The organism is Rhizobium sp. 862_C5_N1_2 (assembly GCF_051811205.1).
Lineage (GTDB): Bacteria > Pseudomonadota > Alphaproteobacteria > Rhizobiales > Rhizobiaceae > Rhizobium > Rhizobium leguminosarum.
Map to the genome: position 1 here is coordinate 56,843 of NZ_JBPWPT010000003.1, position 22,411 is coordinate 79,253.

Below are 22,411 nucleotides of genomic sequence, written 5' to 3' on the forward strand. Positions count from 1 at the left end.
CCTCAGGCCTCCTTATACCAGAATGCATCCGGCATATAGACGCCGAGATAGGAGGTGGGATCGAAGCCGTAGAGCGCTTTCTCCGGCAGGTTCTGCAGTTTGGCGGCGCGAAGAACCGGCTGCAGCGTGCTGTTGATCAGGCCGATCGAAAATACCTGCTGCGTATAGAGCGACAGCATCTTATGCCAGATCACCTGGCGCTCCTCGAATTTCGCCGTCGAGCCCCATTGGCTAAGCAGGTCGACCAGTTCCGCAGCCTCAGGCAGATCCGGTGCGACGCCCTCCTGGCCCGCGGAGAGGTAATGCATGCCCCAGAGCGGCCATTGCAGCTGATCGTCGAGTGTTGGCGCAAGGCCTGCGGGCGACATGTCGGCCGTCGGCACGCCATTGTCGAGGCCGTACCAGATCGACATCATGATCGAACCGCTCATCGCGCGGTTGCGGAAGACGTCGCGCTGCGAGGTGCGGGTATAAAGCGCAAGGCCGATATTGGCCCAGTGGTCGTGCACCAGCTCCAGCACATCGGTGTCGAGATTGCTCTCGCCGGCGGTCTCGACGGTGATCTCGGCGCGCCGCCCGTCGGGCAGCAGCCGGATGCCGTCGTCGTCGCGCTTGGTCAAACCGAGCTCGTCAAGCAGGCGGTTGGCCTCGTCGGGATCGAACTTCACGAAGGCGTCGGCATATTCCTGCTTGAAGAGCGGGCTGTCGGGCAGGACGGTATCGGCGCTTGGCGTGCCGAGGCCGTAGAAGGCCACCATATTGACCTCGTGCCGGTCGATCGCCAGCGACAAAGCGCGGCGCAGGCGCACATCGCGGAAGAGGCCGCGCCACACCTCGTCGGCACAGTTGAGGTTCGGCAGCAGCGTGATGCGCGAGCCGCGCGCGAGCTTCCAGAGATTGACCTTCACCGGGAAGCGCTTCTCGGCCTCCTTCAGGAAGGTGTAGTCGTTGAAATCGATGCCGGTTACCTGCAGGTCGGCTTCGCCTGCACCCGCCTTAGCGGCGATGATCGACGACGAGGAGACGTTGAGGATGAAACGGTCGAGATAGGGAAGCTGCCGGCCGGTCTCGTCGATGCGGTGGAAGAACGGGTTGCGCTCGAAGACGAACTGCTCGGACGGCAGCGGCGTCGTATTGCGCCAGGGATCGAGCGTCGGCAGGTTCGGATTTTCCGGACGATAGGAACGCGCCATCTTGATGTGCAGATCCTGCCATTTCTTGACGCGATAGGTCTTCATCAGCTCGTCCATCTTCGCCTGGTCCGGCTGGAATTTCTTGTGGAACTGCTTGAGATAATGACCAGGGCCGAAGATGACGAGCGGCTGGGGGCCTGCCAATGTCGGCAGGAACATCGGGTTGGGTTTTTCCCAGGTGTAGCGCACGGTCAGCGGATCGAGCATCTCGAAGCGCGGCAGGCTGCCGTGCGGGCGAAGCTCCAGCGCGCCGCCGCCGGGCGTCAGCTTGTCGTTCAGGATGACGTCTTCCCACCAGTAGCGGAAATCGTCGGCCGTGAACGGCTGGCCGTCGGACCATTTATGGCCCTCGCGCAGCGTGAAGGTGAAGACCGTGTCGTCTTCGGACTGGAAACCGGCCAGAATATCCGGCTGAAATTGCAGGTGCTTGTTGTAGCCGACCAGGCGGGCATAGCCGTAGATCGTCATGAAGCGGATGTCGCGCTGGCTGCCGATGATGGTGCGCACCGTGCCGCCGTAGGCACCGGGTTCGAGCCCCATCTCCTTCAGATTGACGATGCGTGGGCGCAGCGGAATGCGCTCGGCCATCGGCGGCAGGCTGCCTGATGTCAGCCGCTCCTTCAGGAATTCGGGTTCGGCGGCTTGTTGTGCCCTCAACACCGCGGGCGCGATCGCCGCACCGACGAGGCCGCCCAGGAATGTGCGACGCGTCACCATCCACGCAACTCCTTGGCATCGGCGCCCTTGCGGGCGCGCACCAGATGGCCGTCGCCGAGGTCGGCATAGGCAAGTTCGGAAGCGTCGTCATGCTCGGCGGTGAAGGTCACGCCCCAGTTCTGCTTGTCGGCGGCGCCGTTTTCCCTGAGCGCCTTGAAATCGAGCGGTCGGTCTAGATCGGGGAAGGGGACGGCGGCAAGCAGCGATTTCGTATAGGGGTGCACCGGATCACGCAGGATGATCTCGCGCGGCGCGATTTCGACGATGCGGCCCTTACACATCACCGCAATGCGGTCGGCCATGTAATCGACGACGGCGAGATTATGCGAAATGAAGAGATAGGTCAGCCCCAGCTCCTTCTGCAGGTCCTTCAACAGGTTGAGGATCTGCGCCTGCACGGAGACGTCGAGGGCCGAGACCGGCTCGTCGAGGATGACGAGCTTTGGACCGAGCGCGAGTGCCCGCGCGATTCCGATGCGCTGGCGCTGGCCGCCCGAAAAACTGTGCGGATAACGGCTGAGATAACGCTTGTCGAGACCGATTGCCGCCATCAGCCCCTCGACCTTACGCTTGCGCTCGTCACTGTCGCCGCGGTCATGGATCTCGAGCGGTTCGCTCAGGATGTTGCGCACCGTCATGCGCGGCGAGAGCGAGGAGACCGGATCCTGGAACACCATCTGGATCTTGGTCCGCATGTCCTGCAGTTCGGAGCCTTTGACCGAGAGGACGTCGACGACCTCCTTGCCGTCGTTGAACACCACGGCGCCGCTGTCCGGCGTGATGGCGCGCATCAGGATCTTGCTGAGCGTCGTCTTGCCGCAGCCGGATTCCCCGACCAGGCCAAGACATTCGCCGCGGCGGATGTCGAAGCTGACGTCGTCGACGGCGCGCAGGACGGTGGCTTCGTGCTTGCCGAAGAAACTGCGCTTGCGCGTCTTGTAGGTCTTCGAGAGATTGGCGACGGAAAGCAGGATACCCGGCGCCTCTGCCTGGCGCGGCTTCTTCATGCCGACAAGGGCTTCGAGATTGACCTTCACATCGCGCAGCGCTTTCAGCCGCTCGCCGGGTTTCATGTCGAAATGCGGAACAGCGGCCATCAGCCCCTTGAGATAGGGATGCTGCGGATTGCGGAAGATATCCTCGACCGGCCCGGCCTCCATGATCTCGCCGTGATAGATGACGACCACCTCGTCGGCCATGTTGGCGACGATGCCGAGATCGTGGGTGATGAGCAGCATCGCCATGCCCAGCTTGGCCTGCAACTCGCGGAGCAATTCGAGGATCTGCGCCTGGATCGTCACGTCGAGCGCCGTCGTCGGCTCGTCGGCGATCAGAAGGGCCGGCTTGCAGATCAGCGCCATGGCGATCATCGCGCGCTGGCGCATGCCGCCGGACAGTTCGAACGGATACATGTCGTAGGTTCGATGCGGGTTCGAAAACCCGACCAGGCCGAGCATCTCCTCGGTCCTTTCGCGCGCTTCCTGCTTGTCGGTTTCGGTGTGGATCAGGAGCACTTCGCTGATCTGATTGCCGATCGTATGCAGCGGCGAGAGCGAGGTCATCGGCTCCTGGAAGATCGTCGCCATGCGCCGGCCGCGCAGGTCGCGCATTTCCTCGCTGTCGCGCGGAAAGGACAGGATGTCGGTCGCGCTGCCGTCGAGCGGATCGGTGAAGAGGATGCGGCCGGTAGCCTTGGCCGGATTGGGCAGGATGCCCATGACCGACTGGCTGATCACCGATTTTCCGGAGCCGGATTCACCGACGAGAGCGGTAACCTTGCCCGGAAGGATGCGAAGATTGGCTTCTTTTACGACGCGTAACCGGTCACCGAAAACCGAGAAGGAGACGTCGAGATTTTCAATACGCAACAGATCGGCTGCAGACGCCATACCAATGAAATTCCCCAGTCTTCTATGTTCCCGTTAAGGCACACTATCGTACCGCAAACGGGGTGTCTAGCTGATGACAATCATAGAAAAACCAGCATGTCCCGCCGAAGTTCCCCAGGCGAGACGCGCAGATTATGAGAGGGGTTCTAAGCTGTTACTGGATGAATTTCTCCATGCTGGTGTGCTTGACCTGTTTCTTGGCGTCGCGATGCAGGAGAATGACCTGCTCGGCTTCGGAAAGTCCGTTCTGCACGGCCTCGCGGAAGCTCTCGTCGACATTGATTGCAGGCGCCGGCGCGCGCGGTTGCAGCACCGTCACCTTCTGGCGGATGCCGCGCAGCTTCTCCTCGCCGAGCGTCGTCCATTCGCCGCCGCAATAACCGGCGAAGGCCTGGCTGGCGACGACCTCGCGGCCGTATTTCTTGGTCAGGATCTGCAGACGCTGGACCTCGTTGACCGCCGAGCCGAAGGCGGAGAAGGTCAGGCGGTCCTTGAGGCCGACATTGCCAAACATGACATTGCCGACATGCAGGCCGATGCCGTAGCCGACCCTGGATAGGCCTTTCTGCTCGCGGTCCCTGTTGAGCTCGGCGACCCGCGCCTGCGCCTGGTGGACAGCCGAAAGCGCTGCCTCGCAGGCAATCTTCGATGGGTCCTTGTGGCGCCCGCAAGGATAGACGGCGAGGAAGCCGTCGCCGAGGAAACTCAGGATCTCGCCGCCATTGCGGTTGAATGGGGCGGCGATCGCATCGAAGAACTGGTTCAGCGTGTCGATATAGGCCTGCCGGCCTTCCTTTTCGGCATACATGGTGGATTCGCGCATATCGCCCATGACGAGGGCTGCGCGGATCGTCTCACCGTCGCCGCGGCGGATCTGGCCGTTCAGCACCCGCTTGCCGGCGTCGCCACCGAGATAGGTGGTCAGCATGTTGTTGGCGAGCTTGCCGAGCACCGCCATCTTGGCGGCGACCGCCAGATGGTTCTGCATCCTGAGCAGCGCATCGATCATATCGTCGGAAAAGCCGGTATTATGGTCCGTCGACCAGGAACCCATCATTCCCTGCACCGAGCCGTCGCCGAAGGGCTGCACGAAGGCCAGGTAATCGGTGATGCTGTCCTTGCGCAGGTCCTCGAAAATGGGAAATTCATTCGGCCCATCCTGCATCAGCCGGCGGCGGATGTGCTGCAGATTGTTGTCGAGCAGGTAATAATAAGGGCTCTGGAGGAAGCGATCCGGCTTCTGTCCGGCGGGCATGCGGAAGCCCTCGATGGTGACGCCGCTGGCGCGCCGCCAGGTGAAGCTGAGCGCGTCGTAGAGCGGATGCAGCATCGAGAAAGAAAGATGCACGCGCGCAAGTGGCAGGCCTGCAGCCGTGAGCCTTTCGCAGAAACCACGGACGATATTTTCAAGCTCGTCTCCGGCCAGCGAAGAGTTCGTCAGCCATTCAGCGACCCGGTCCAACAGGATGGAGGACACGCTGGATTCGATCGTGCTCATTCTCGGTATGATCCTCATAAGGCACGCCATCCCCAAGAGCCAAAAGTCCCTCGGCCGGCACATTTTTCATGCGCAGGTCACAAGGAAATCAGGATGTACGAGCGGTATTATTGTGTCAACGATCTGCCCAAAACCCGGCAGCGGCGCCCTCAGTTCCCAATAGCGGGATAGGACGGGTAGTCCTTTCCAGGTGGTTCATTATCAAAAGTCAAAATAGGGATGCTGCAAATGCGAAACAATGGGATGCGCATTTTTTTGTGCGCTCAAGTTGCACAAGGGCCGTCACCGAGTCATTTCGGCCACACCGGGTCAGCCACATCCGATAAGCATCGCAAGGGGTCGCGGCCGTGTTTTCTGCTCCCCTCGTCAGGTCAGAGACGGAGCCCGGGTTTAATTTGCCAGGATCATGCATTAGATCAGCCTTCTCTTCCCCGTTTGAAAGATCCCGCCTTGGTTATCTCCCCCTTCGATACGCTTTTGCAGAAGATCGAAACCCGCGCGGCGCGTGCCGGCATCATCGGCCTCGGCTATGTCGGCCTGCCTCTGGCGATGGCGGTGGCGCGCAGCGGCTTTGCGGTCACGGGCTTCGACATCGACCCGGGGAAAATGGTGGCCCTCGATGCCCGCCGCTCCTATATCGACGCGGTGAGCGACGAAGCACTTTCCACCGAGATCGATGCGGGACGTTTCAAGGCGACGACCGATTTCGCCGGCCTCGACGAGTGTGACGTCATCATCATCTGCGTGCCGACGCCGCTCACCAAGCATCGCGATCCCGATCTTTCCTTCGTCGAGGCGACGTCGCGCTCGATCGCCGCGCACCTGCGCCCCGGTCAGCTCGTCGTGCTGGAATCGACCACCTATCCCGGCACGACCGATGACGTGGTGAAGGTCATTCTCGAAGGCACCGGGCTGAAATCCGGCTCGGACTTCTTCGTCGGCTTCTCCCCGGAGCGCGAGGATCCCGGCAACCAGCATTATCATACCGCGACGATCCCGAAGGTCGTCGCCGGCGACGGCGCCGAGGCGCTGGCGCTGATGAAGGCCTTTTATGGCGCGGCGGTATCGTCCGTCGTTCCGGTCTCCTCGAATGCGACGGCAGAGGCCGTGAAGCTCACCGAAAACATCTTCCGCTCGGTCAACATCGCCCTCGTCAACGAGCTGAAGACCGTCTATGCGGCGATGGGCATCGACGTCTGGGAGGTCATCGATGCGGCCAAGACCAAGCCCTTCGGCTACATGCCCTTCTATCCGGGCCCGGGTCTCGGCGGCCATTGCATACCGATCGATCCCTTCTACCTCACCTGGAAATCGCGCGAATACGAGCTGCCGACCCGCTTCATCGAACTTGCCGGCGAGATCAATTCGGCAATGCCGCGTCATGTCGTCGGCAAGCTTGCCGAGGCGCTCGACATCCGCGCCGGCAAGGCGCTGAGCCGCAGCAGGGTGCTAGTGCTCGGGCTCGCCTACAAGAAGAACGTCGCTGATATAAGAGAGAGCCCGTCGCTGCGCCTGATCGAGATCATCGAGGAGCGTGGCGGACGGGCGGATTATCACGATCCCTTCGTCGCCGAGATTCCGCCGACGCGCGAATATCAGGCGCTGAAGGGCCGCAAATCGGTGGCTCTGACGCCGGAGACCGTCGCCGGCTACGATGCAGTGCTGGTCGCGACTGACCACGACAAGGTGGATTATGCGGCGCTCGCAAAAAACGCCTCGTTGATCGTCGACACGCGCAATGTCTTCAACCGGCTCGGCCTTTCGGCCGATCACGTCATCAAGGCGTGACGGAAACGGCCGAAAGCGACTTGCCGGTGATCTGGCTGGCGGCTACCGCATACCCGCCGGCGGCGCCATCGATGAAATGGATGTGATCGCGCGCGATCGGCGTCGGCACGAAGCAGGTCATCAGCGCCGAGGATTGTCGATGCAGCCCGTAGCGGGCCACACCCTTGGCTTGGGCCTGTTGCAGCAAAGTCTCGATGCGCTTCAGGTGTTCGGCGTCGACGTCTATCGTCATCTTCAGCCCGTCGTCGAACTTGCGGAAATCGGAATTGTCGGCGACGTCGCGCTTGTAGCGGCGGGCATCGAAGCGGCCGAGCGGAATGCCGAGCCTGTAGCACGCGACCGTGATGGCGAGCTGCAGGAAGATGAAGAGCTTCTGCCACAACCGCCGGCTGGGTGGCGCGGTGGCTTTGGCCTCGCGATTGATGCCATGCAGCGAGAAGGCAAGGTTAGGACCATCGGCCGGTACCGGATGGCTTGCCCGGTTCTGCTCGGTGGTAATGGCGACGATGCCGCTGACGAGTTCTTGAAATTCCCGGCCTGGCCGGCCTTCGCCGGGCACGGCGATAATCGAGACGATCTCGCCGTTTCTAGCATCGATCGGGCTCCAGCGGCAGGATAGACCGGTGAGATCCGGGCGCGTTCGCGGGGCCGCGCGGGCAATGCCGTAACGGCCGAGTTTCATCTGTCTTTCGGCCCAGCTGGTGCCGCCGCCCCAGAACATCGCATAGGTGACAAAAGGGCTTGCGGAATAACGTGCGACGCGGACGTCGAGGCCCTCGGCGCGGGTGTCGGCGACCGGTACGATGGCGATGCGCAGCACCAGGTTCAGATCTTCCTCGACCCAGACCTGTGCGGCGGCAAGAGCGTCGCGTGCCGCCGCCTCCAGCGAACCCGGAAGCGCGATCAGCGCGCCGTCGCCGCCGAAGGCGAAGGGATAGTCGCCCTTGCCAACGGCATTCAACACCGCCGAAATGACGCTGGCGCCCGCCATGTTGACGTCCTTGTAACGGCCAGCGCCGATCGCCTGCGTCGAGCCGACGATATCGGCGAGCGCCAGCACCCATCCGTCCGGCAGCGGCCGGTAGTTGGCGGCATCGGTCACGCCCTCGAATTCGCTGAAGAGCGGCACTTCGGCAAAGAAATCTTCGTCGGTCACGGTTTTCATGTCATCGAGCTTAGCACAGACCCATGTTGCCACTGCAACGCCAATTCCCATTTACGGCAATCGACTTGGCGAGGTTTCATGTGTTAGAGCCTTTCCTGGTTTCCAGGATGCACGGAAACGCTCTAACTTTTTGTTTTTATGCAATTCCGAACGCAAAACCGCTCCCGCACTTTTTGCTGGAATTGCTCAGGACAGACCGCTAACGATTTCATGACGGATACGGATTAGATGAGCCGCCTCGACAGCTTCATTCGCCGGTTGACGGCTCAACGCGACATTCTGAACTCGATCATCGATCTGGTAGGGGAAACTGAAGGCCCGGTTTTGGAGTTCGGCCTCGGCAACGGCCGCACCTATGATCACCTGCGCGAGAATTTTCCCGGCCGGCGCATTGTCGCTTTCGACTGGGAAGTCCGTTCCTATTCTGCCTCGACACCAGAGGCGCAAGACATGGTCACCGGCAATATCCGCGAGTCCGGCCAGGCCTTCGTCGGCATCGGTGCGGCCCTTGCTCATGCCGACATCGGCACCGGCCATGACGAGATCGACGCGGTGACGCTGACCTGGTTGCCGCAACTGATGGCCGGCGTGCTTGCCCATAACGGCGTCGCCGTCAGCGGCCTGCCGCTGGAGCATCCCGAGCTGGTCGCGCTGCCGCTGCCAGATGGCATCAAGGAAGGGCGTTATTTCCTCTATCGAAGGACGTAAAGGGTAGCATCGGCGTTGCTGCATTATTCCTGAAATCGGAATCGATTTAAGGATAAAATTATGCAGCAATGCAAAGTGCTACAACGCCGAGCGTCTAAAAAGGCGCGCGGCGCTGTAGTGTTTCGGTTCACGCCACCAGCCCCTTGGTCAGCTCCAGCGCCTGCCGTTCGAACAGCCGGCGATAGATACCGTTGTTAAGCCGGATCAGCGCCTGGTGGTCGCCTTCTTCAACGATATTTCCCTTGTCGAAGACCAGCAGCCGGTCCAGCGCTCGCACCGTGGATAGCCGGTGTGCGATGACAAGCGTCGTGCGGCCGCTCATCAGGCGTTCCATGGCCTGCTGGATCTGCACTTCGCTCTCACTGTCGAGGCTCGATGTCGCTTCGTCCAGGATCAGCACCGGCGCATCAGCCAGGAAGGCACGGGCAATGGCGACACGCTGCCGCTCGCCGCCCGACAGCTTGACGCCGCGTTCCCCCACCAGAGTCTCATAGCCCTTGGGAAGGTCCATGATGAAGTCGTGGGCGCTCGCCTGTTTGGCTGCGTGCTCGATCTCGCGGCGCGAGGCGTTCGGCCTGCTATAGGCGATGTTTTCCGCCAGCGTGCGGTGGAACAGAATGGGCTCCTGCTGCACGATGGCGATTTGGCCGCGCAAGCTGGATTGCCGAACCCCTGCGATATCCTGCCCGTCAATGCGGATCGCGCCCGAGCTCACATCATAGAGGCGCTGGATGAGCTTGACGAAGGTCGTCTTGCCAGAGCCCGAATGCCCCACCAGGCCCACGCGCTCACCCGGCTTGATGGTGACCGAAAAGTCCTCATAAAGCGGGGTGGGATGAGCGCCATATTGGAAGGTCACGCGATCGAAGACGATCTCGCCCTCGCCAATCTTGATAGGCTTGGCGTTCGGCTTGTCCTCGATGCCTAGTGGCATCTTGTCGAGCAGCACCAGTTCTTCCATGTCGTTGACGGCACGCTGCAGATTGCGGATGTCCTGGCCGACATTGCGCAGATAGCCTTGCAGAACGAAGAACATGGCCAGCACGAAGGTGATGTCGCCGGGCGTCGCCAGCCCCCGCTGCCACATGACCAGGCCCGTTCCCAAAATACCGGCCTGCATGGAAACCATCATGAAGCCCTGGATCGTGCCGCTCAATGTGCCGCGCTTCCATGTCCGTCGCGTGCGGCTGTCCCATCTGGCGAGCACCTGGCCCAGTCGGGTCTCTTCGCGGCTCTCGGCCCCGAAGGCCTTGACCACCGAATTGCAGCTGATGGCATCCGCCAGTGCGCCACCAAGCTTGGTGTCCCAGGCGTTTGCAAGCCTTGCCGCCGGCGACACGAAGCCCATGGATAGCGCCACGGTCACGCCGATATAGATCAGCGATCCCGCAGCCACGATCAGGCCCATGATCGGCCAGTAGCTGCCGAGCACGATGCTGGCGCCGACCAGCATGACGATGGATGGCAGCAGCGCTACCAGCAGCAGGTCGTTGAGCGAGTCGAGTGCCCACATGCCGCGGGTGATCTTGCGCACCGTCGAACCGGCAAAGCTGTTGGCGTGCCAGTCGGTCGAGAACCGCTGCACCTTGTGGAAACCGTTATTGACCACATCCGCCATGGTGCGCAGCGTCAGCCGGATGATGCCGTTGAAGATGAACCAGCGCAGTGCCACGCTCGTCAGGCCCAGAGCCACGACGATGACGAAGGCGTGCAGCGCCTGGTCAGCCGCATTGCTGCCGGCAATGGCATCGACGATCTGGCCGGAAAAAACCGGCACCATGACTTCTGCCAGGGTGCTTGATATTACCAGCACGATGATACCGCCCACCAAGACAGGCCGATGGCGCCAATGATGGAAAACAAAGCCGAGCACATGGCGATAGGCATCGGCGCGGAAATCGAGCTTCTTGCGAGTCATTTTAATCGCCCGGCCCCGTGTCGGAAACCGGTCCTCAAAATCGAGAGTTGGATGGCACAGCCCGAGCGGGAGACAAAATGATCCCGTCAGATCAATCGGGCTGTTGAAGGATGAAAAAACCGCATGTCGCGCGCGCTTGAGGCGGGCCGCGAATGGAAATGACCTAGTGTCGGGACATTCCGCACGGGAAGGTTTCGATGATTGCTGGCATGCAACGCCTCCCTATGTTCGAACTAAAGCGGTGAGCGTTTTGTACCGGAGCAATGCGCCATTGCCAAGCGGATATTTGCAACCTTACGGAAAGTGATGCGGAAACGACACACCTTGTGCGCTTGCCAGGTGACGGTTGGGCCGGCTTGCTCGCCCGCAGTGGCATCGTGGTCAGTGATCTGCCGCTGGACCATCCCGCGCTTGCACCTCCACCGCAGGCAATCATCTACGCTCACGAAGCGCAGGAATAGGATGTGGCGGGGAGCGCGGTCAGTTTTGCCTCGAAGTCGGCTGCGATTTTGTCCAGTGTCACGCTGTCCAACCGTCGCAGCAGCAGGGCCTGGGCTTCCTTCATCGCGTCGCTAAGGACGACATTCACCGCCTGCTCCACAAGACACTCCGGCTGATCGTCGGCTGGGCCAATGGCGAAGACATGTGGCTCGCCGATGGCGCGGTAGACGTCGAGCAGGGTGATCTCAGACAGCGGACGCACCAGCGTCCAGCCGCCGCCATGGCCTTTTTCGGAGCGGACGTAGCCCTGTTCGCGAAGGCCGGCCATGGTGCGGCGGACGACGACGGGATTGGTGTTCAGCATCTTTGCAATCATGTCGGAGGTCGCCGAGTGCTGGTGCTTATCCATGTGGATCAGCACGTGCAGCATGCGTGAAAGGCGGCTGTCATTGCGCATCGTTGTCTTCCCGTCGATCGGACGGGTCATTATCGCAAGCGGATCGTAACAAGACAAGTAACATGATGCTTGACGTTACCGCATCATGTAACTTATGTTGAGTCATGAGTTCGATATCCAAGGAGAGTTTCATGTCGTTTGAAGCGATCGTCATCGGCGGAAACTTTGCCGGCCTGTCGGCAGCCATGCAGCTGGCCCGGGCGCGGCGGCGGGTTATGCTGGTTGACGCCGGCGCGCCGCGCAATCACTTTTCTGAAGCGTCGCATGGGTTCTTGGGCCAGGACGGCCAGACGCCCGCGGCAATCATGCGGGAGGGTAAACGCCAACTCTCGCTTTATCCGACCATCACAATCCGCCAGGGAAAAGTCGTTCGGGCACGGAGGGATGGTGACGCGTTCATTGTCGGCACCGAAGACGGCGGCGAAGAACGAGCCGCGCGCATCGTGCTCGCAACCGGTGTCAGCGACACGCTGCCCGAAATCCCCGGCCTCAAGGAGCGATGGGGCCGTTCCGCGCTGCACTGCCCCTATTGCCACGGTTTCGAGGTGAGCGGCGGCAAGCTCGGTGTCCTTGCAAACCATCCGCATTCGGCCCAGTCGGCCATGATGATCCCGGACTGGGGAGTAACGACCTTTTTCACCCAGGCGCTATTCGAGCCCGATGAAGAGCAATTGCTGAAGCTGAGCGCCCGGGGTGTCCGGATCGAGCGCAGCCCCGTCGTGGAATTGTTGGGCGACAATCCGAAGCTTGAGGCCGTTCGCCTCGCCGATGGCCGCGTCGTGCCGCTCGATGCCGTGTTCGTCGCGCCGAAAACGGCGATGGCGAGCCCGGTTGCCGAACAGCTCGGCTGCGCCTTCGACGACGGCCCGTTCGGGCCGATCATCTGCATCGGTGATAACAAGGAAACCACCATCAGGGGTGTCTTTGCCGCCGGCGATGCGGCAAGCGCCATGCACAATGCCACGCTCGCCTCCGCCTCAGGCGTGCTCGCCGGCGTGCACTGCCATCAATCGCTTGTCATGCAGTCGGCAGCATAAGGCGGAAACATCCCGATAAACGGGTGAAATTCTCCCCAACAGGTCAGGGACCTTCACGTCCACCTTGCGGTCATCGAGGTGAAAATCTCAACGCGTTAAGCATTGCTTTTAAAATAATGACCCGATGCAACCAACTTATTGCAATTTCTACGTTTGAATTGTAGCTGTTTTTCATCTGAAATGACTGCGAGCAAGAGGATAGTGAGACCGGGGATCACCGCGCTTGCGTCAGCATAAATGGGGGCATTGAAATGGGGTTTACTGAAGCCGTTCGGACTGTTCTAACGCAGAAATATGCAACCTTTTCCGGCAGGGCCTCCCGCTCGGAGTTCTGGTGGTTTCAACTGTTCTATGTGCTTGTAGGGATCGCACTTCTAATCGTGGCCAGTTTGGCCGGTGCCTTTTCCGATATTCAGGATGGACCTTCGTCAGTGTTATTCGCTTTCGGGGCCGTCGGTGGATTGTTCGCGCTTTCAATGTTTTTGCCGCAGATATCTCTTCAGGTTCGCCGCTTCCATGATCGCAACATTTCCGCTTGGTGGTATCTCGCACTGTTCATCCTGAACATGATTCCCGCCGTCGGTTTCATTGCAGGCCTTGCGATGTTGGTGATTTGCGTGCTCAGGGGCACGGAGGGTCCGAACAAGTTCGGGCCCGATCCTCTGCGCCCCGAAGTGAGAGCAGAAGTCTTCGCCTAGAGCATGGCCATCCGCAACCTCGGCCTGCTGGCGGCTTTGTTGCTCGCCGCCTCGGCTCAGTTTTCACTTGCGCAGGCGCAGGGAAGTGACAGTCAGCAGATTGGGGGCGGTGATCATCAAAGGAGCGCCGTCGGAGCCGAATATGCCGCGCAGTGCCAGCAGAACGGATATCGCTGCACGCTCGTCTATGGCGACGTCTCGGCAAAAGCCGAGCCGGCATCGAATACGACAACATCGTCGCCGCAACGCAAGCCGATGATGATCCCGCGAGAGCCGGTCGTCAGCGGTCCTCTGGCGGTTGCTGTCGTGCTTGTCGGTCTCATCGTGGTCATCGGCTTGTGGATACGCTTCGGCAATGGCGGTGTTTTGCTCTCCTCTGCTCCACGCGACATGAAGCGGCAGGGGGAGGCGCCGGAAAGCTGGGGCACGTCAGCAGCCGAGGCCGAGGAAAAGCCGAGCGACTTCCTCCAACGCATTGCCGCCATGGCGGATCGCAGGCAGGCGCTTGTCCTGCTGCTCAGACATTGCCTGCTTCACGCGGCTGATGTGACGGGAACGCGGCTTTTCCGCTCGGATACTGAACGGGCGGTTTTCGCCCGTCTACCGAGCAACATGCCCGACCGCGATCGGCTTGAAAATTTTCTGACCGCAGTGGAGCTCGTCCATTACGGCGGCCGAACGCTCGCGGAAAGCCATTTCGGCGTCCTTCTGACGACCGCGCGCGGCTTGCTGTCCTCAGGCAGAGTAGCCAATGCGTAACTCGGGCCCTCTTCTGTTTCTGGGGCTGTTGCTTGCGCTAGCGGCTCTGGCAGTCTTTGCGCTGTCGCGCGGCAGCGATTTCGACCGCTCTGCCCTCGGCAACAAGGGGTTGGAATCGTGGCTGCAAGCCAAGGGTATCCCTGTCGTCCGATCCGACCCTCATGTCGCCCGAGCGCGTTCGGAAATCTCGCTGCGCATTATTCCCTTGTCGATACGCCAAGGCGAGGCTGTCGCACCTCAGGCAAACGACGAAGCGGATGATGCAGGTCCGGACAGTCCGATCCGGGAGTCAAACCGCTATGCCCTGCCGACGCTGATCATTTTGCCGAAGTGGCAGGGAAGCGTGTCGACGGATGGCGTTGCCAGCAAATCGAGACTGGTCGATCTCGCCGATATCGGCAGCGAACTCGACAAGATCGGTTATTCAGATTTTGGCTTCGCCCGTAGCAGTACCAAGTTTGAAGAGGCGCAGCCGCAGCTGAACCCGGGGCAGCCCATCAGTATCGCCCTCTATCAGGCACAAACCTTCGAACGGTCGAGCCTCCCGGGTGGTTGGGAGGAGCTCGCGGGCACACCGTCGGGCGCACTGCTCCTGCGTGGCGAGGACGACCCCAACATCTATCTGCTGTCGGATCCGGACCTGTTGAACAATCACGGACTGGCTCTGGCCGATAACGCCTCCTTTGCCGTGTCGCTCGTGACGCTGTTGCGCGGCGCGGGCGAGAAGCGGCCGGTCTATCTGGATACATCAGGCCTTCCTCTGGATAGCAAGAAACCGGCGGATGAGGGCCGAACCTACGAGCGCTCTACCTCCGATTTCAAGCGGTTTTTCGCCTATCCGCTGTCCGTCATCTGGGGAGTGCTGTTTGTTGTTGCCGCTATTTGTTTCTGGCGCGGCGCCTATCGCTTCGGGCCTGCCTTGAACGAGACATCCGGAAACATCGAGCTGTCGAAGACTGCCGCGATCGACGCGACGGCGCGTCTGCTGCGCCTATCGGGTAATGATGGCCGGATGACCGGACAGTTCGTGCTCCATCTGCTTGCGGACAAGGCGCAACTGGTCTTCGGCCCTGGAGCGGGAAACGAGGCGGGCATAGAGCGGCTGTTTCAGCGTTTGGCGCGCCGCGATCAGGCGGCGGCGAAAGCATTGCACTCGTCAGCACAGGCGCTGATCGATCGTGGACATCTGATGACGCGGGCTAATCTGCATCGCAATCTCGAAATTTTTAGAAAATCGCTGGGGAGCATCGACCTTGGATCTAGGTGAATTTCGCAATCTTATCGCTGCGGTTCGTGGCGAAATCGGCAAAGCCGTGCAGGGGCAGAATGCGATCATCGATCTCGTGCTGATCTCGATCTTTGCCGGCGGGCACTGCCTCGTCGAAGGTCCGCCCGGCACGGCCAAAACCTTGCTTGCCCGGTCAGTCTCTGCCGCCATGGCGCTGCAATATCGACGCATCCAGTTCACGCCAGACCTGATGCCCGGCGATGTTCTGGGCGTCAATCTCTTCAATTTCCAGACTAATCAGTTCCACCTGACCAAGGGCCCGGTCTTTACCGACATTCTTCTCGCCGACGAGATCAATCGCGCGCCGCCGAAGACGCAATCCGCGCTGCTGCAGGCGATGAACGAGCGGATGGTCACGCTTGACGGGACCGATTATTCCCTGGGGCCGGATTTCTTCGTGCTTGCCACGCAAAACCCGATCGAGCAGCAGGGCACCTATCCCTTGCCCGAAGCACAGCTCGATCGCTTCCTGTTCAAGCTTGTCGTCGATTTTCCCAGCCGCGATACGGAAATTGCTATCCTCTCCAAACACGCGACGCAGGCGCTGAAATCAGACCTGCGCAACGCAGGCATCCGTCCGCTTGTCACGAGTGCCGCACTCGCGGAAGGGCGGGCGCTGATCGATGCGATCCATCTGGACAACACGATCCTGACCTACATCGTCGATCTGGTGCGCGCAACGCGCTCGGATCCCGACATTCTCTACGGCGCATCCACCCGCGCAGCCGACGCCGTAGCATCGGCAGTGCGCGTGCGCGCGGCTTTCGAGGGAAGGGATTACGGCTTGCCGGACGATGTCCAGGCGTTGCTGGTGCCCGCCTTGCGTCACCGCATCGTGCTTTCGCCCTCGGCGGAAATTGACGGGCGCACGCCGGACGAGGTGCTGCGCAATATCATGAACCGCGTGGATGCGCCCCGTTAAATGCGGCCATCCTCCACTCTGATCGCGCTCGTTCTGATATCCGCCGCGGTGACGGTCTTCACTAGCGTGTGGTGGCGCGACATGAGCTACCTCTTGCTGCTTATCTGGCTTGCACTTGCAGCCCTGACGGTCGCCGATCTGGTCATCTCCAACCTAGCGGGCAGGATGACGATCGATTTCGATCTGCCGCCGCAAGGCTTTGTCGGCCACGCCACCGCGTTCACGGTCGGCATACGGCCGCAGAAGGGCGCGCTGCCTCAGAAAATCGAAATCCGGCTCGATCTCGCTCCCGAGCTCGTCATCCGCGAAATCAGATGGCTCAACCCTGCATCGGGTGCCGGAGAAGGGGAGGCCAAGGCCTCTCTGGACCTGCATCTGACCCGGCGGGGACGATACGCGGTCAACGAGCTGTGGCTGAAGTGGCCATCGCGGTGGAAGCTGCTCGAGATGATCGCGAAGATGCCCGTTGGCAAAGAGATTGCCGTGCAGCCCGACATATCGCCGGTGCTGTCGGGAGCGATCAAGACCCAGATCCTGCCGCTGGAGGCCGGCCAGAAGGATTTGCGGTTGCGAGGCGAGGGATCGGAGTTCCACCAGCTGCGTGAATTTGCCAGCGGCATGGATCCGCGCAGCATCGATTGGAAGCGGTCGGCGCGCATGCGCAGTCTCGTCGTGCGCGAGATGCGGGCCGAGCGCAACCACCAGATCATCCTCTGCGTCGATTCGGGTCGGCTGATGGCCGAGCGGCTTGCCGGTTTCACGAAACTCGATCGCGCCATCAATGCGGCGCTCGCCATGTGCTGGGGCGCGGGCCTTGCCGGCGATCTCGTCGGCTTCTACAGCTTCGACAGCCGTCCGCGTCTCTTCGTGCCGGCCTTGCCCGGACGCGCGGCCTTTCCGCGGCTGCAGACGGTGTGCGCCGGGCTACGCTACGAAACCCAAGAGACCAACCATACGCTCGGACTGACCCACCTGTCGGGACGCCTGAAGCGGCGTTCGCTGGTTGTGATATTCTCCGATTTCGTCGACACCATCACGGCGGAGCTGATGATCGAGAACATACAGGTGCTCGCCCGGCATCACTTCGTCGTCTATGTCGCCTTGCGCGATCCGATGCTCGCGAAGCTCATCGAGCCCGAGGAAACGACGCTCGATGCCGTCGCTCGCTCGGTCGCGGCGCGCCAGATCCTTCAGGAGAGGCGCGCCGTCATGGAAAAACTGGCGCGTCTCGGCGTGCTTTGCCTCGACAGCACGCCGGAGGCACTGACTTCGGATCTCATTGCGCGCTACATCGAAATCAAATCCCGTGAGATGATATGATGGATATCGGTATCGACGGCAGGATGGATAAGGGCGCGACAGTCAATGTCGGCGCCGTCCAGAACGATACGCTTCGTTCGGCCCGCTTCCGGCTGGAGCGCGAGGCACACTGGCGTCAACTGGACGAACTCGTGACGCGTGCCGAGAAAGGGGGCGCAGCCGCGCTCGGCTATGATGAGGTCCGCAATCTCGCCAGCGGCTACAGGCAGGCGATGAACTCGCTGAGCGTGGCGCGCGATATTTCTCTCGATCGCGCCCTGATTGCCTATCTGGAAAGCCTTTGCGCCCGGGCGTATCTCGTCGTCTACGCCCCGCAGGAAAGCCTGGGCGGCCTGATGAGGCGCCTGCTGTCGCACGGCATTCCCCAGGCCGTGCGTCGCTCGGCCCTGCCTTTGTTCATCGGCTTCCTGGCGCTCATTTTAGGCGCGCTGGCCGGATACAGGCTCTGCGCCAACGATCCGAGCTGGTTCTATACCTTGGTGCCGCCGGAGATGGCCGACCAGCGTACGCCTGATGCCTCGACCGACTACCTCCGTTCGACCATCTATGGCGATGAAGGGCATGACAGCGACCGGCTGGCCGCATTTTCCGCCTTTCTCTTTTCCCACAACACCACCATCGTCATCCTGATCTTCACCCTTGGTGTGTTCGTGTCGGTGCCGAGCTTCATCCTGACCTTTTACAATGGTCTGATCCTCGGCGCGTTCTTCGCGATGTTTTATCGCCGAGGGCTGGGCTACGACGTCTTCGCCTGGCTCTCGATCCACGGCGTGACCGAGCTTGCGGCCATCGCCATTGCCTGCGCGGGTGGGGCAAGGCTCGGACTTGCCGTTCTCCTTCCAGGTGCCAGAACACGAAAGGAAGCCTTGCGCCGCCAGGCGCATGATGCCGTCAAGCTCGCCATCCTCGCAGGGCTGATGCTTGTCGCGGCAGCCTTCATCGAAGGCTTCCTGCGCCAGCTGATCCAGGATCCGACCTGGCGTCTCGTCATCGGCTGGGGGATGGGCGTCTGCTGGGTGGGCTGGCTGGTGCTTGGAGGTCGCGAAAGCAAAGCGTCGCGTGAGGCGGTGCGATGAACCGGACAGACAAGGACGGCAAGCGCGTCGAGCAGTTCATCCCGCCGGAGGGCGTCCCGATCACCTTCGCCATTGCCTCGCTCGGAACCCGTTTCGGCGCGCAATTCCTCGACATCGTCTTCACCACAATCATCATATTCATCTGTGCCACCGCCATCATCTTCACAGGCGTACTGCCTATGACGGCGGAGGCGATGCTCATGGTGCTGCTCGGTTTTTTGGTGCAGATCCCCTATTACATACTCTCGGAACTCATCTGGAACGGACGCACGCTCGGAAAAAGAATAACGGGCATCCGCGTCATCAATGTGGACGGACGGCGGCTTACGCCGCACCAGGTGACCGCACGCAACCTGATGAAACAGGTGGAGATTTTCGCCCCCATGGGCCTTTTGGCTTCGGTCGGCACGCAGTCGGCCTGGGAAAACGGTCTGACGAGCCTCTGGCTTCTGGCGGTGGTCGTCGTTCCCTTTACCAACCGGCGCCGGCAGAGGCTCGGCGACATCATTGCCGGCACCCTGGTGGTCGACACTCCGCGCTCCGTGCTGCTGTCCGACCTCGCGCTGTCCGCCCCCGCCGCCGCGTCGACGCAGGCGGAGTACGAATTCTTGGCCGAGCATCTCGATGTCTACGGCAAATATGAGCTGCAGACGCTGGAGGACGTGCTTCGCGACTCGACAAAGACGTCCAACCATAAAGAGATCGAACAGATCGTGCGCACCATTACCCGGAGGATCCGGTATGAAGACACCGTGAAGCCCGGCCGGGAGCTGGTTTTCCTGAATGAGTTCTACCGCGCTCAGCGCGAGCATCTGGAGAGCTTGAAGCTTTTCGGCACGCTTCGCGAAAACAAATATCATGAGCATTCGCGAACAGAGGCGAAGAAACTTGTTTGATGCGACGTAGTTTCCGAAACAACGCGCCTTCTACGGCAAAAACAGTACGTCGTACTGATCGACATCGCCCGGCAGATCCCGCACCTTCATCTCCACCTCTCGATCCTCGAAGAGGACGAGGCAATCCTCGTAGAAGCCTGATAGCATGGATATGAAAGCTTTCGTTCCCTCTGCTCCGTAGAAGAGCGGCGTGAACTCCATATAGAGCGGCACGCGGCGGGCAAGCAGCGGCTGCATCGAGCGGCAGGCGACCGGCTCGTAGCCTTCGATATCCATCCAGACGAGGCCGATCGCGGCCGGGTCGATTGAAAGTCCGGCAAGGATCTTCGAGACCGGCTTCACCGGCACGCTGATCTTCCTGTCCGTCGGGCTTTGGCGGATGGCGCTGCTCTTGCCGTGATTGTTGAGGTTGAGGAAAAAGTCGATCTCGCCTTCGCTCTCGCCGGCGGCGCAATTGATGAGCCGGACTTTTTCCTCCAGCCGGTTCTGGCGAATGTTGAGCTGAAGCAGCGGGAAATTGCGCGGGTCGGGCTCAACACTGACGATATTGATGTAAGTGTCGCTGAGCGCGAAATAGACGGTCTGGGTGCCGATATTGCCGCCGATCTCGAGCAGCGTCGCATCCTTTCTGAGCAGACCCCGCTCTCGCAGGATAACGATCAGCCGGTCAACGGCCTCGCGCTCGAAATGGCCCTTCCGGAAGACCTTGCGGCCGATATAGTCCGAGGGCGAGAAGGTCATCAGATGGTCGCCGGCGTCGACCGTCATCGAGACGACGCGCGGGCCGATATTCTCGATCAGCAGGCGTCGGCCGAAGCGGGTGTCGAAGAAGCGCGAAGCGGCGGCATTGCGCGCCTTGCGTACCCGGCGGCTCCAGTATTTGGCGGTCAGCCAGGGTTTGCCGGGCATCAGGCTTTTCCTTCGAGCGGTTCTGCCGCTTTCTCTCTCGGAATGACGTAGACTTTCAAGGGCAGGGCCCGGCCGCGCACACTGATTTCACGGCTTTCGATGCCGGCGAGGTTAGCACCCGAAAGGTTCGCTACCGGCTCGGAGATGACGATTGCCGCCTCGAACTCCTTGGCGGCGGTCTCGAGCCGGCTCGCAACATTGACGGTATCGCCGATCGCCGTCATGCTGCGGACCCGACCGTATCCCATCGTGCCGACGACGGCCGGGCCGGTGTGAATGCCGATGGCGATGCGCAGCGGCAGTGCCAGTTCATCGGCCAGCTCGGCGGCGAGTTTATCGATCTCGGCGACGATCGCTGCTGCCGCGTTGAGCGCCTGGCGGCAGGCTTCCTCCGGCGCGGTATTGAGGCCGAAGAGCGCCATGGCGCCGTCGCCGATGAACTTGTCGAGCCGCCCGCCCGCCTGCTCCACCGCCTTGCCGATGATGGCGAAATAGCGGTTCAGCAGGAAGACGACGTCGAAGGGCAGGCGGGTTTCCGTCAGCGTGGTGAAATGGCGGATATCGACGAAGAGCACGGCGATCTCGCGTTCGCGGCCGGGGCTTGTCTCCTGGCTGTTGGCGGGAAGCGCAGCCTCGATCGCCGGCACGAGAAGCGGCGCGACGGCAACGTCGCGGTTCGGACGAAGCTGGCAGGCGAGCCGGACATCCGGGCCGGCATTGATGCGCTTCAGGGTCGTCTGTTCCATCTTGTCCGGGGCAGGCAGGCTTTCGTAATCGCCGAGGATCTGCACGCGGCAGGTGGAGCACTGGCCCTTGCCGCCGCAGACGGCATAATGCGGCAAGCCGCCGAGCCGGCTCGCTTCCAGCACCGAGAAGCCGCGTGGCACACGGATCACCTCGCCGCCCGGATAATTCACGGCAACCTGGTCGAGCCGCTCCTTCAGCCTGCGCCGGGCGCGGGCGACGACGACGATGAGCAGCGAGGCCGAGAAGGCGCCGTAGAGCCCGGCACGGATCATGGCGACCTGACGGTGAACGTCCGGGTTCGAGGCGTAGCGGGTGTTGACGCCCTCCTTGTAAGCGCTGACCGTCATTGACTGCTGGTAGGAAGGGTCGGCGAGTGTCCGGCCCATTTCGACAAAGCCGAGCAGCGCGAGCACCGGCACGAGGATGGCGAGCGCCAGCATGAGCGGTGCGAAGTCCGGGTACCAGGAGCGGTAGCGCAGCCAGAAATGGATGCCGATGCAGCCGTGGATCCAGACGGCGACGACGGCGAGCCCCTGCCGCGCGCCGTTTGCCGGATTCCGGATCCACAGCGAACCGACGACCGTCTCGTAATCATCGATGTAGCCGTAGAACTCGTGGGCGATGCGCGTGCCGATAACATGATCCATAAGCAGCAGCGGGATCATCAAGCCGAGCACGATCTGCGCCATTTCCCCCTTCGGCATGACCAGGCTGCGACGCATATAGATGGCGCGCAGTACCAGCGCGATATGGATGAGGACCGACGAATAGAAGACGGCGGTCCCCAGGGGATTGCGCCAGATCGCCAGGAAGATATGGGCGGCTTTATCGGCGGCGGCGACGGAAATCAGGCCAATCGCGTGGTTCGACAAATGCAGCACGACGAAGATGAAAATGACGAGGCCGGAACCGAGCCTCGCCCTTCTGATCGTCCGTTCCGAAAAAATCCCTGTGGCCGAGACCGTCGTCATTCATTCCCGTTCTT

The 22,411-nt window shown here is 61.4% G+C and carries 18 protein-coding genes; 10 read left to right on the plus strand and 8 right to left on the minus strand.

Annotated features, from left to right (window positions below):
* Window positions 1-2: 2 nt before the first annotated feature.
* The 3 genes from ACD590_RS30205 to ACD590_RS30215 form a co-directional block, all read right to left on the minus strand.
* Entirely contained in the window at window positions 3-1,910 is a 1,908-nt protein-coding gene (locus ACD590_RS30205) for an ABC transporter substrate-binding protein (RefSeq protein WP_018246262.1), read from the minus strand.
* The gene (locus ACD590_RS30210) at window positions 1,904-3,799 is read right to left on the minus strand and encodes an ABC transporter ATP-binding protein (RefSeq protein WP_439004083.1); all 1,896 of its coding nucleotides are present in this window, start codon (window positions 3,797-3,799) and stop codon (window positions 1,904-1,906) included. Before ACD590_RS30210 ends, ACD590_RS30205 begins: the two co-directional genes overlap by 7 nt.
* 154 nt (window positions 3,800-3,953) lie before the next feature.
* On the minus strand, window positions 3,954-5,297 hold the full coding sequence (locus ACD590_RS30215; RefSeq protein ID WP_439004084.1) for an adenylate/guanylate cyclase domain-containing protein: 1,344 nt from the start codon (window positions 5,295-5,297) through the stop codon (window positions 3,954-3,956).
* A gap of 450 nt (window positions 5,298-5,747) precedes the next feature.
* On the opposite strand from ACD590_RS30215, the gene ACD590_RS30220 reads away from it, so the two are divergent.
* Window positions 5,748-7,085 (plus strand): nucleotide sugar dehydrogenase, encoded by a 1,338-nt coding sequence (locus ACD590_RS30220; RefSeq protein ID WP_439004085.1) that lies wholly within the window; start codon window positions 5,748-5,750, stop codon window positions 7,083-7,085.
* Here ACD590_RS30220 and ACD590_RS30225 read toward each other — a convergent pair.
* Window positions 7,075-8,301, minus strand: coding sequence for a DUF3095 domain-containing protein (locus ACD590_RS30225; RefSeq protein WP_439004086.1), 1,227 nt, complete (start codon window positions 8,299-8,301; stop codon window positions 7,075-7,077). The genes ACD590_RS30220 and ACD590_RS30225 overlap by 11 nt on opposite strands.
* A gap of 177 nt (window positions 8,302-8,478) precedes the next feature.
* On the opposite strand from ACD590_RS30225, the gene ACD590_RS30230 reads away from it, so the two are divergent.
* Entirely contained in the window at window positions 8,479-8,958 is a 480-nt protein-coding gene (locus ACD590_RS30230) for a class I SAM-dependent methyltransferase (RefSeq protein WP_065276185.1), read from the plus strand.
* Between the two features lie 127 nt (window positions 8,959-9,085).
* Here the strand turns inward: ACD590_RS30230 and ACD590_RS30235 are convergent, their stop codons facing one another.
* Both ACD590_RS30235 and ACD590_RS30240 read right to left on the minus strand, forming a co-directional pair.
* Window positions 9,086-10,876: an ABC transporter ATP-binding protein gene (locus ACD590_RS30235; RefSeq protein ID WP_439004087.1), complete on the minus strand. Its 1,791-nt coding sequence runs from the start codon at window positions 10,874-10,876 to the stop codon at window positions 9,086-9,088.
* A gap of 442 nt (window positions 10,877-11,318) precedes the next feature.
* Complete coding sequence (locus ACD590_RS30240; protein WP_439004088.1) at window positions 11,319-11,774, minus strand: Rrf2 family transcriptional regulator; 456 nt, start codon at window positions 11,772-11,774, stop codon at window positions 11,319-11,321.
* A gap of 131 nt (window positions 11,775-11,905) precedes the next feature.
* Here ACD590_RS30240 and ACD590_RS30245 point away from each other — a divergent pair, with 131 nt between their 5' ends.
* The 8 genes from ACD590_RS30245 (at window position 11,906) to ACD590_RS30280 (ending at window position 19,770) form a co-directional block, all read left to right on the plus strand.
* Complete coding sequence (locus tag ACD590_RS30245) at window positions 11,906-12,811, plus strand: NAD(P)/FAD-dependent oxidoreductase (RefSeq protein ID WP_439004089.1); 906 nt, start codon at window positions 11,906-11,908, stop codon at window positions 12,809-12,811.
* Between the two features lie 251 nt (window positions 12,812-13,062).
* Window positions 13,063-13,509: a DUF805 domain-containing protein gene (locus ACD590_RS30250; protein ID WP_439004090.1), complete on the plus strand. Its 447-nt coding sequence runs from the start codon at window positions 13,063-13,065 to the stop codon at window positions 13,507-13,509.
* A 3-nt stretch (window positions 13,510-13,512) separates the two neighbouring features.
* Entirely contained in the window at window positions 13,513-14,268 is a 756-nt protein-coding gene (locus ACD590_RS30255) for a hypothetical protein (RefSeq protein ID WP_439004091.1), read from the plus strand.
* The gene (locus tag ACD590_RS30260) at window positions 14,261-15,535 is read left to right on the plus strand and encodes a hypothetical protein (RefSeq protein WP_439004092.1); all 1,275 of its coding nucleotides are present in this window, start codon (window positions 14,261-14,263) and stop codon (window positions 15,533-15,535) included. The genes ACD590_RS30255 and ACD590_RS30260 overlap by 8 nt, the downstream gene beginning before the upstream one ends.
* Window positions 15,522-16,478 carry an AAA family ATPase gene (locus ACD590_RS30265; RefSeq protein ID WP_439004093.1) on the plus strand — a complete coding sequence of 319 codons (957 nt, stop codon included), beginning with the start codon at window positions 15,522-15,524 and terminating at the stop codon, window positions 16,476-16,478. The genes ACD590_RS30260 and ACD590_RS30265 overlap by 14 nt, the downstream gene beginning before the upstream one ends.
* Window positions 16,479-17,798, plus strand: a complete 1,320-nt coding sequence (locus ACD590_RS30270; protein WP_439004094.1) for a DUF58 domain-containing protein — start codon at window positions 16,479-16,481, stop codon at window positions 17,796-17,798.
* Entirely contained in the window at window positions 17,798-18,874 is a 1,077-nt protein-coding gene (locus tag ACD590_RS30275) for a stage II sporulation protein M (RefSeq protein ID WP_439004095.1), read from the plus strand. Before ACD590_RS30270 ends, ACD590_RS30275 begins: the two co-directional genes overlap by 1 nt.
* Window positions 18,871-19,770 carry an RDD family protein gene (locus tag ACD590_RS30280; RefSeq protein ID WP_439004096.1) on the plus strand — a complete coding sequence of 300 codons (900 nt, stop codon included), beginning with the start codon at window positions 18,871-18,873 and terminating at the stop codon, window positions 19,768-19,770. Before ACD590_RS30275 ends, ACD590_RS30280 begins: the two co-directional genes overlap by 4 nt.
* 30 nt (window positions 19,771-19,800) lie before the next feature.
* Here ACD590_RS30280 and ACD590_RS30285 read toward each other — a convergent pair whose 3' ends face one another.
* Window positions 19,801-20,679, minus strand: a complete 879-nt coding sequence (locus tag ACD590_RS30285) for an FkbM family methyltransferase (protein ID WP_439004097.1) — start codon at window positions 20,677-20,679, stop codon at window positions 19,801-19,803.
* On the minus strand, window positions 20,679-22,397 hold the full coding sequence (locus ACD590_RS30290) for an adenylate/guanylate cyclase domain-containing protein (RefSeq protein WP_439004098.1): 1,719 nt from the start codon (window positions 22,395-22,397) through the stop codon (window positions 20,679-20,681). Before ACD590_RS30290 ends, ACD590_RS30285 begins: the two co-directional genes overlap by 1 nt.
* Between the last annotated feature and the right edge of the window lie 14 nt (window positions 22,398-22,411).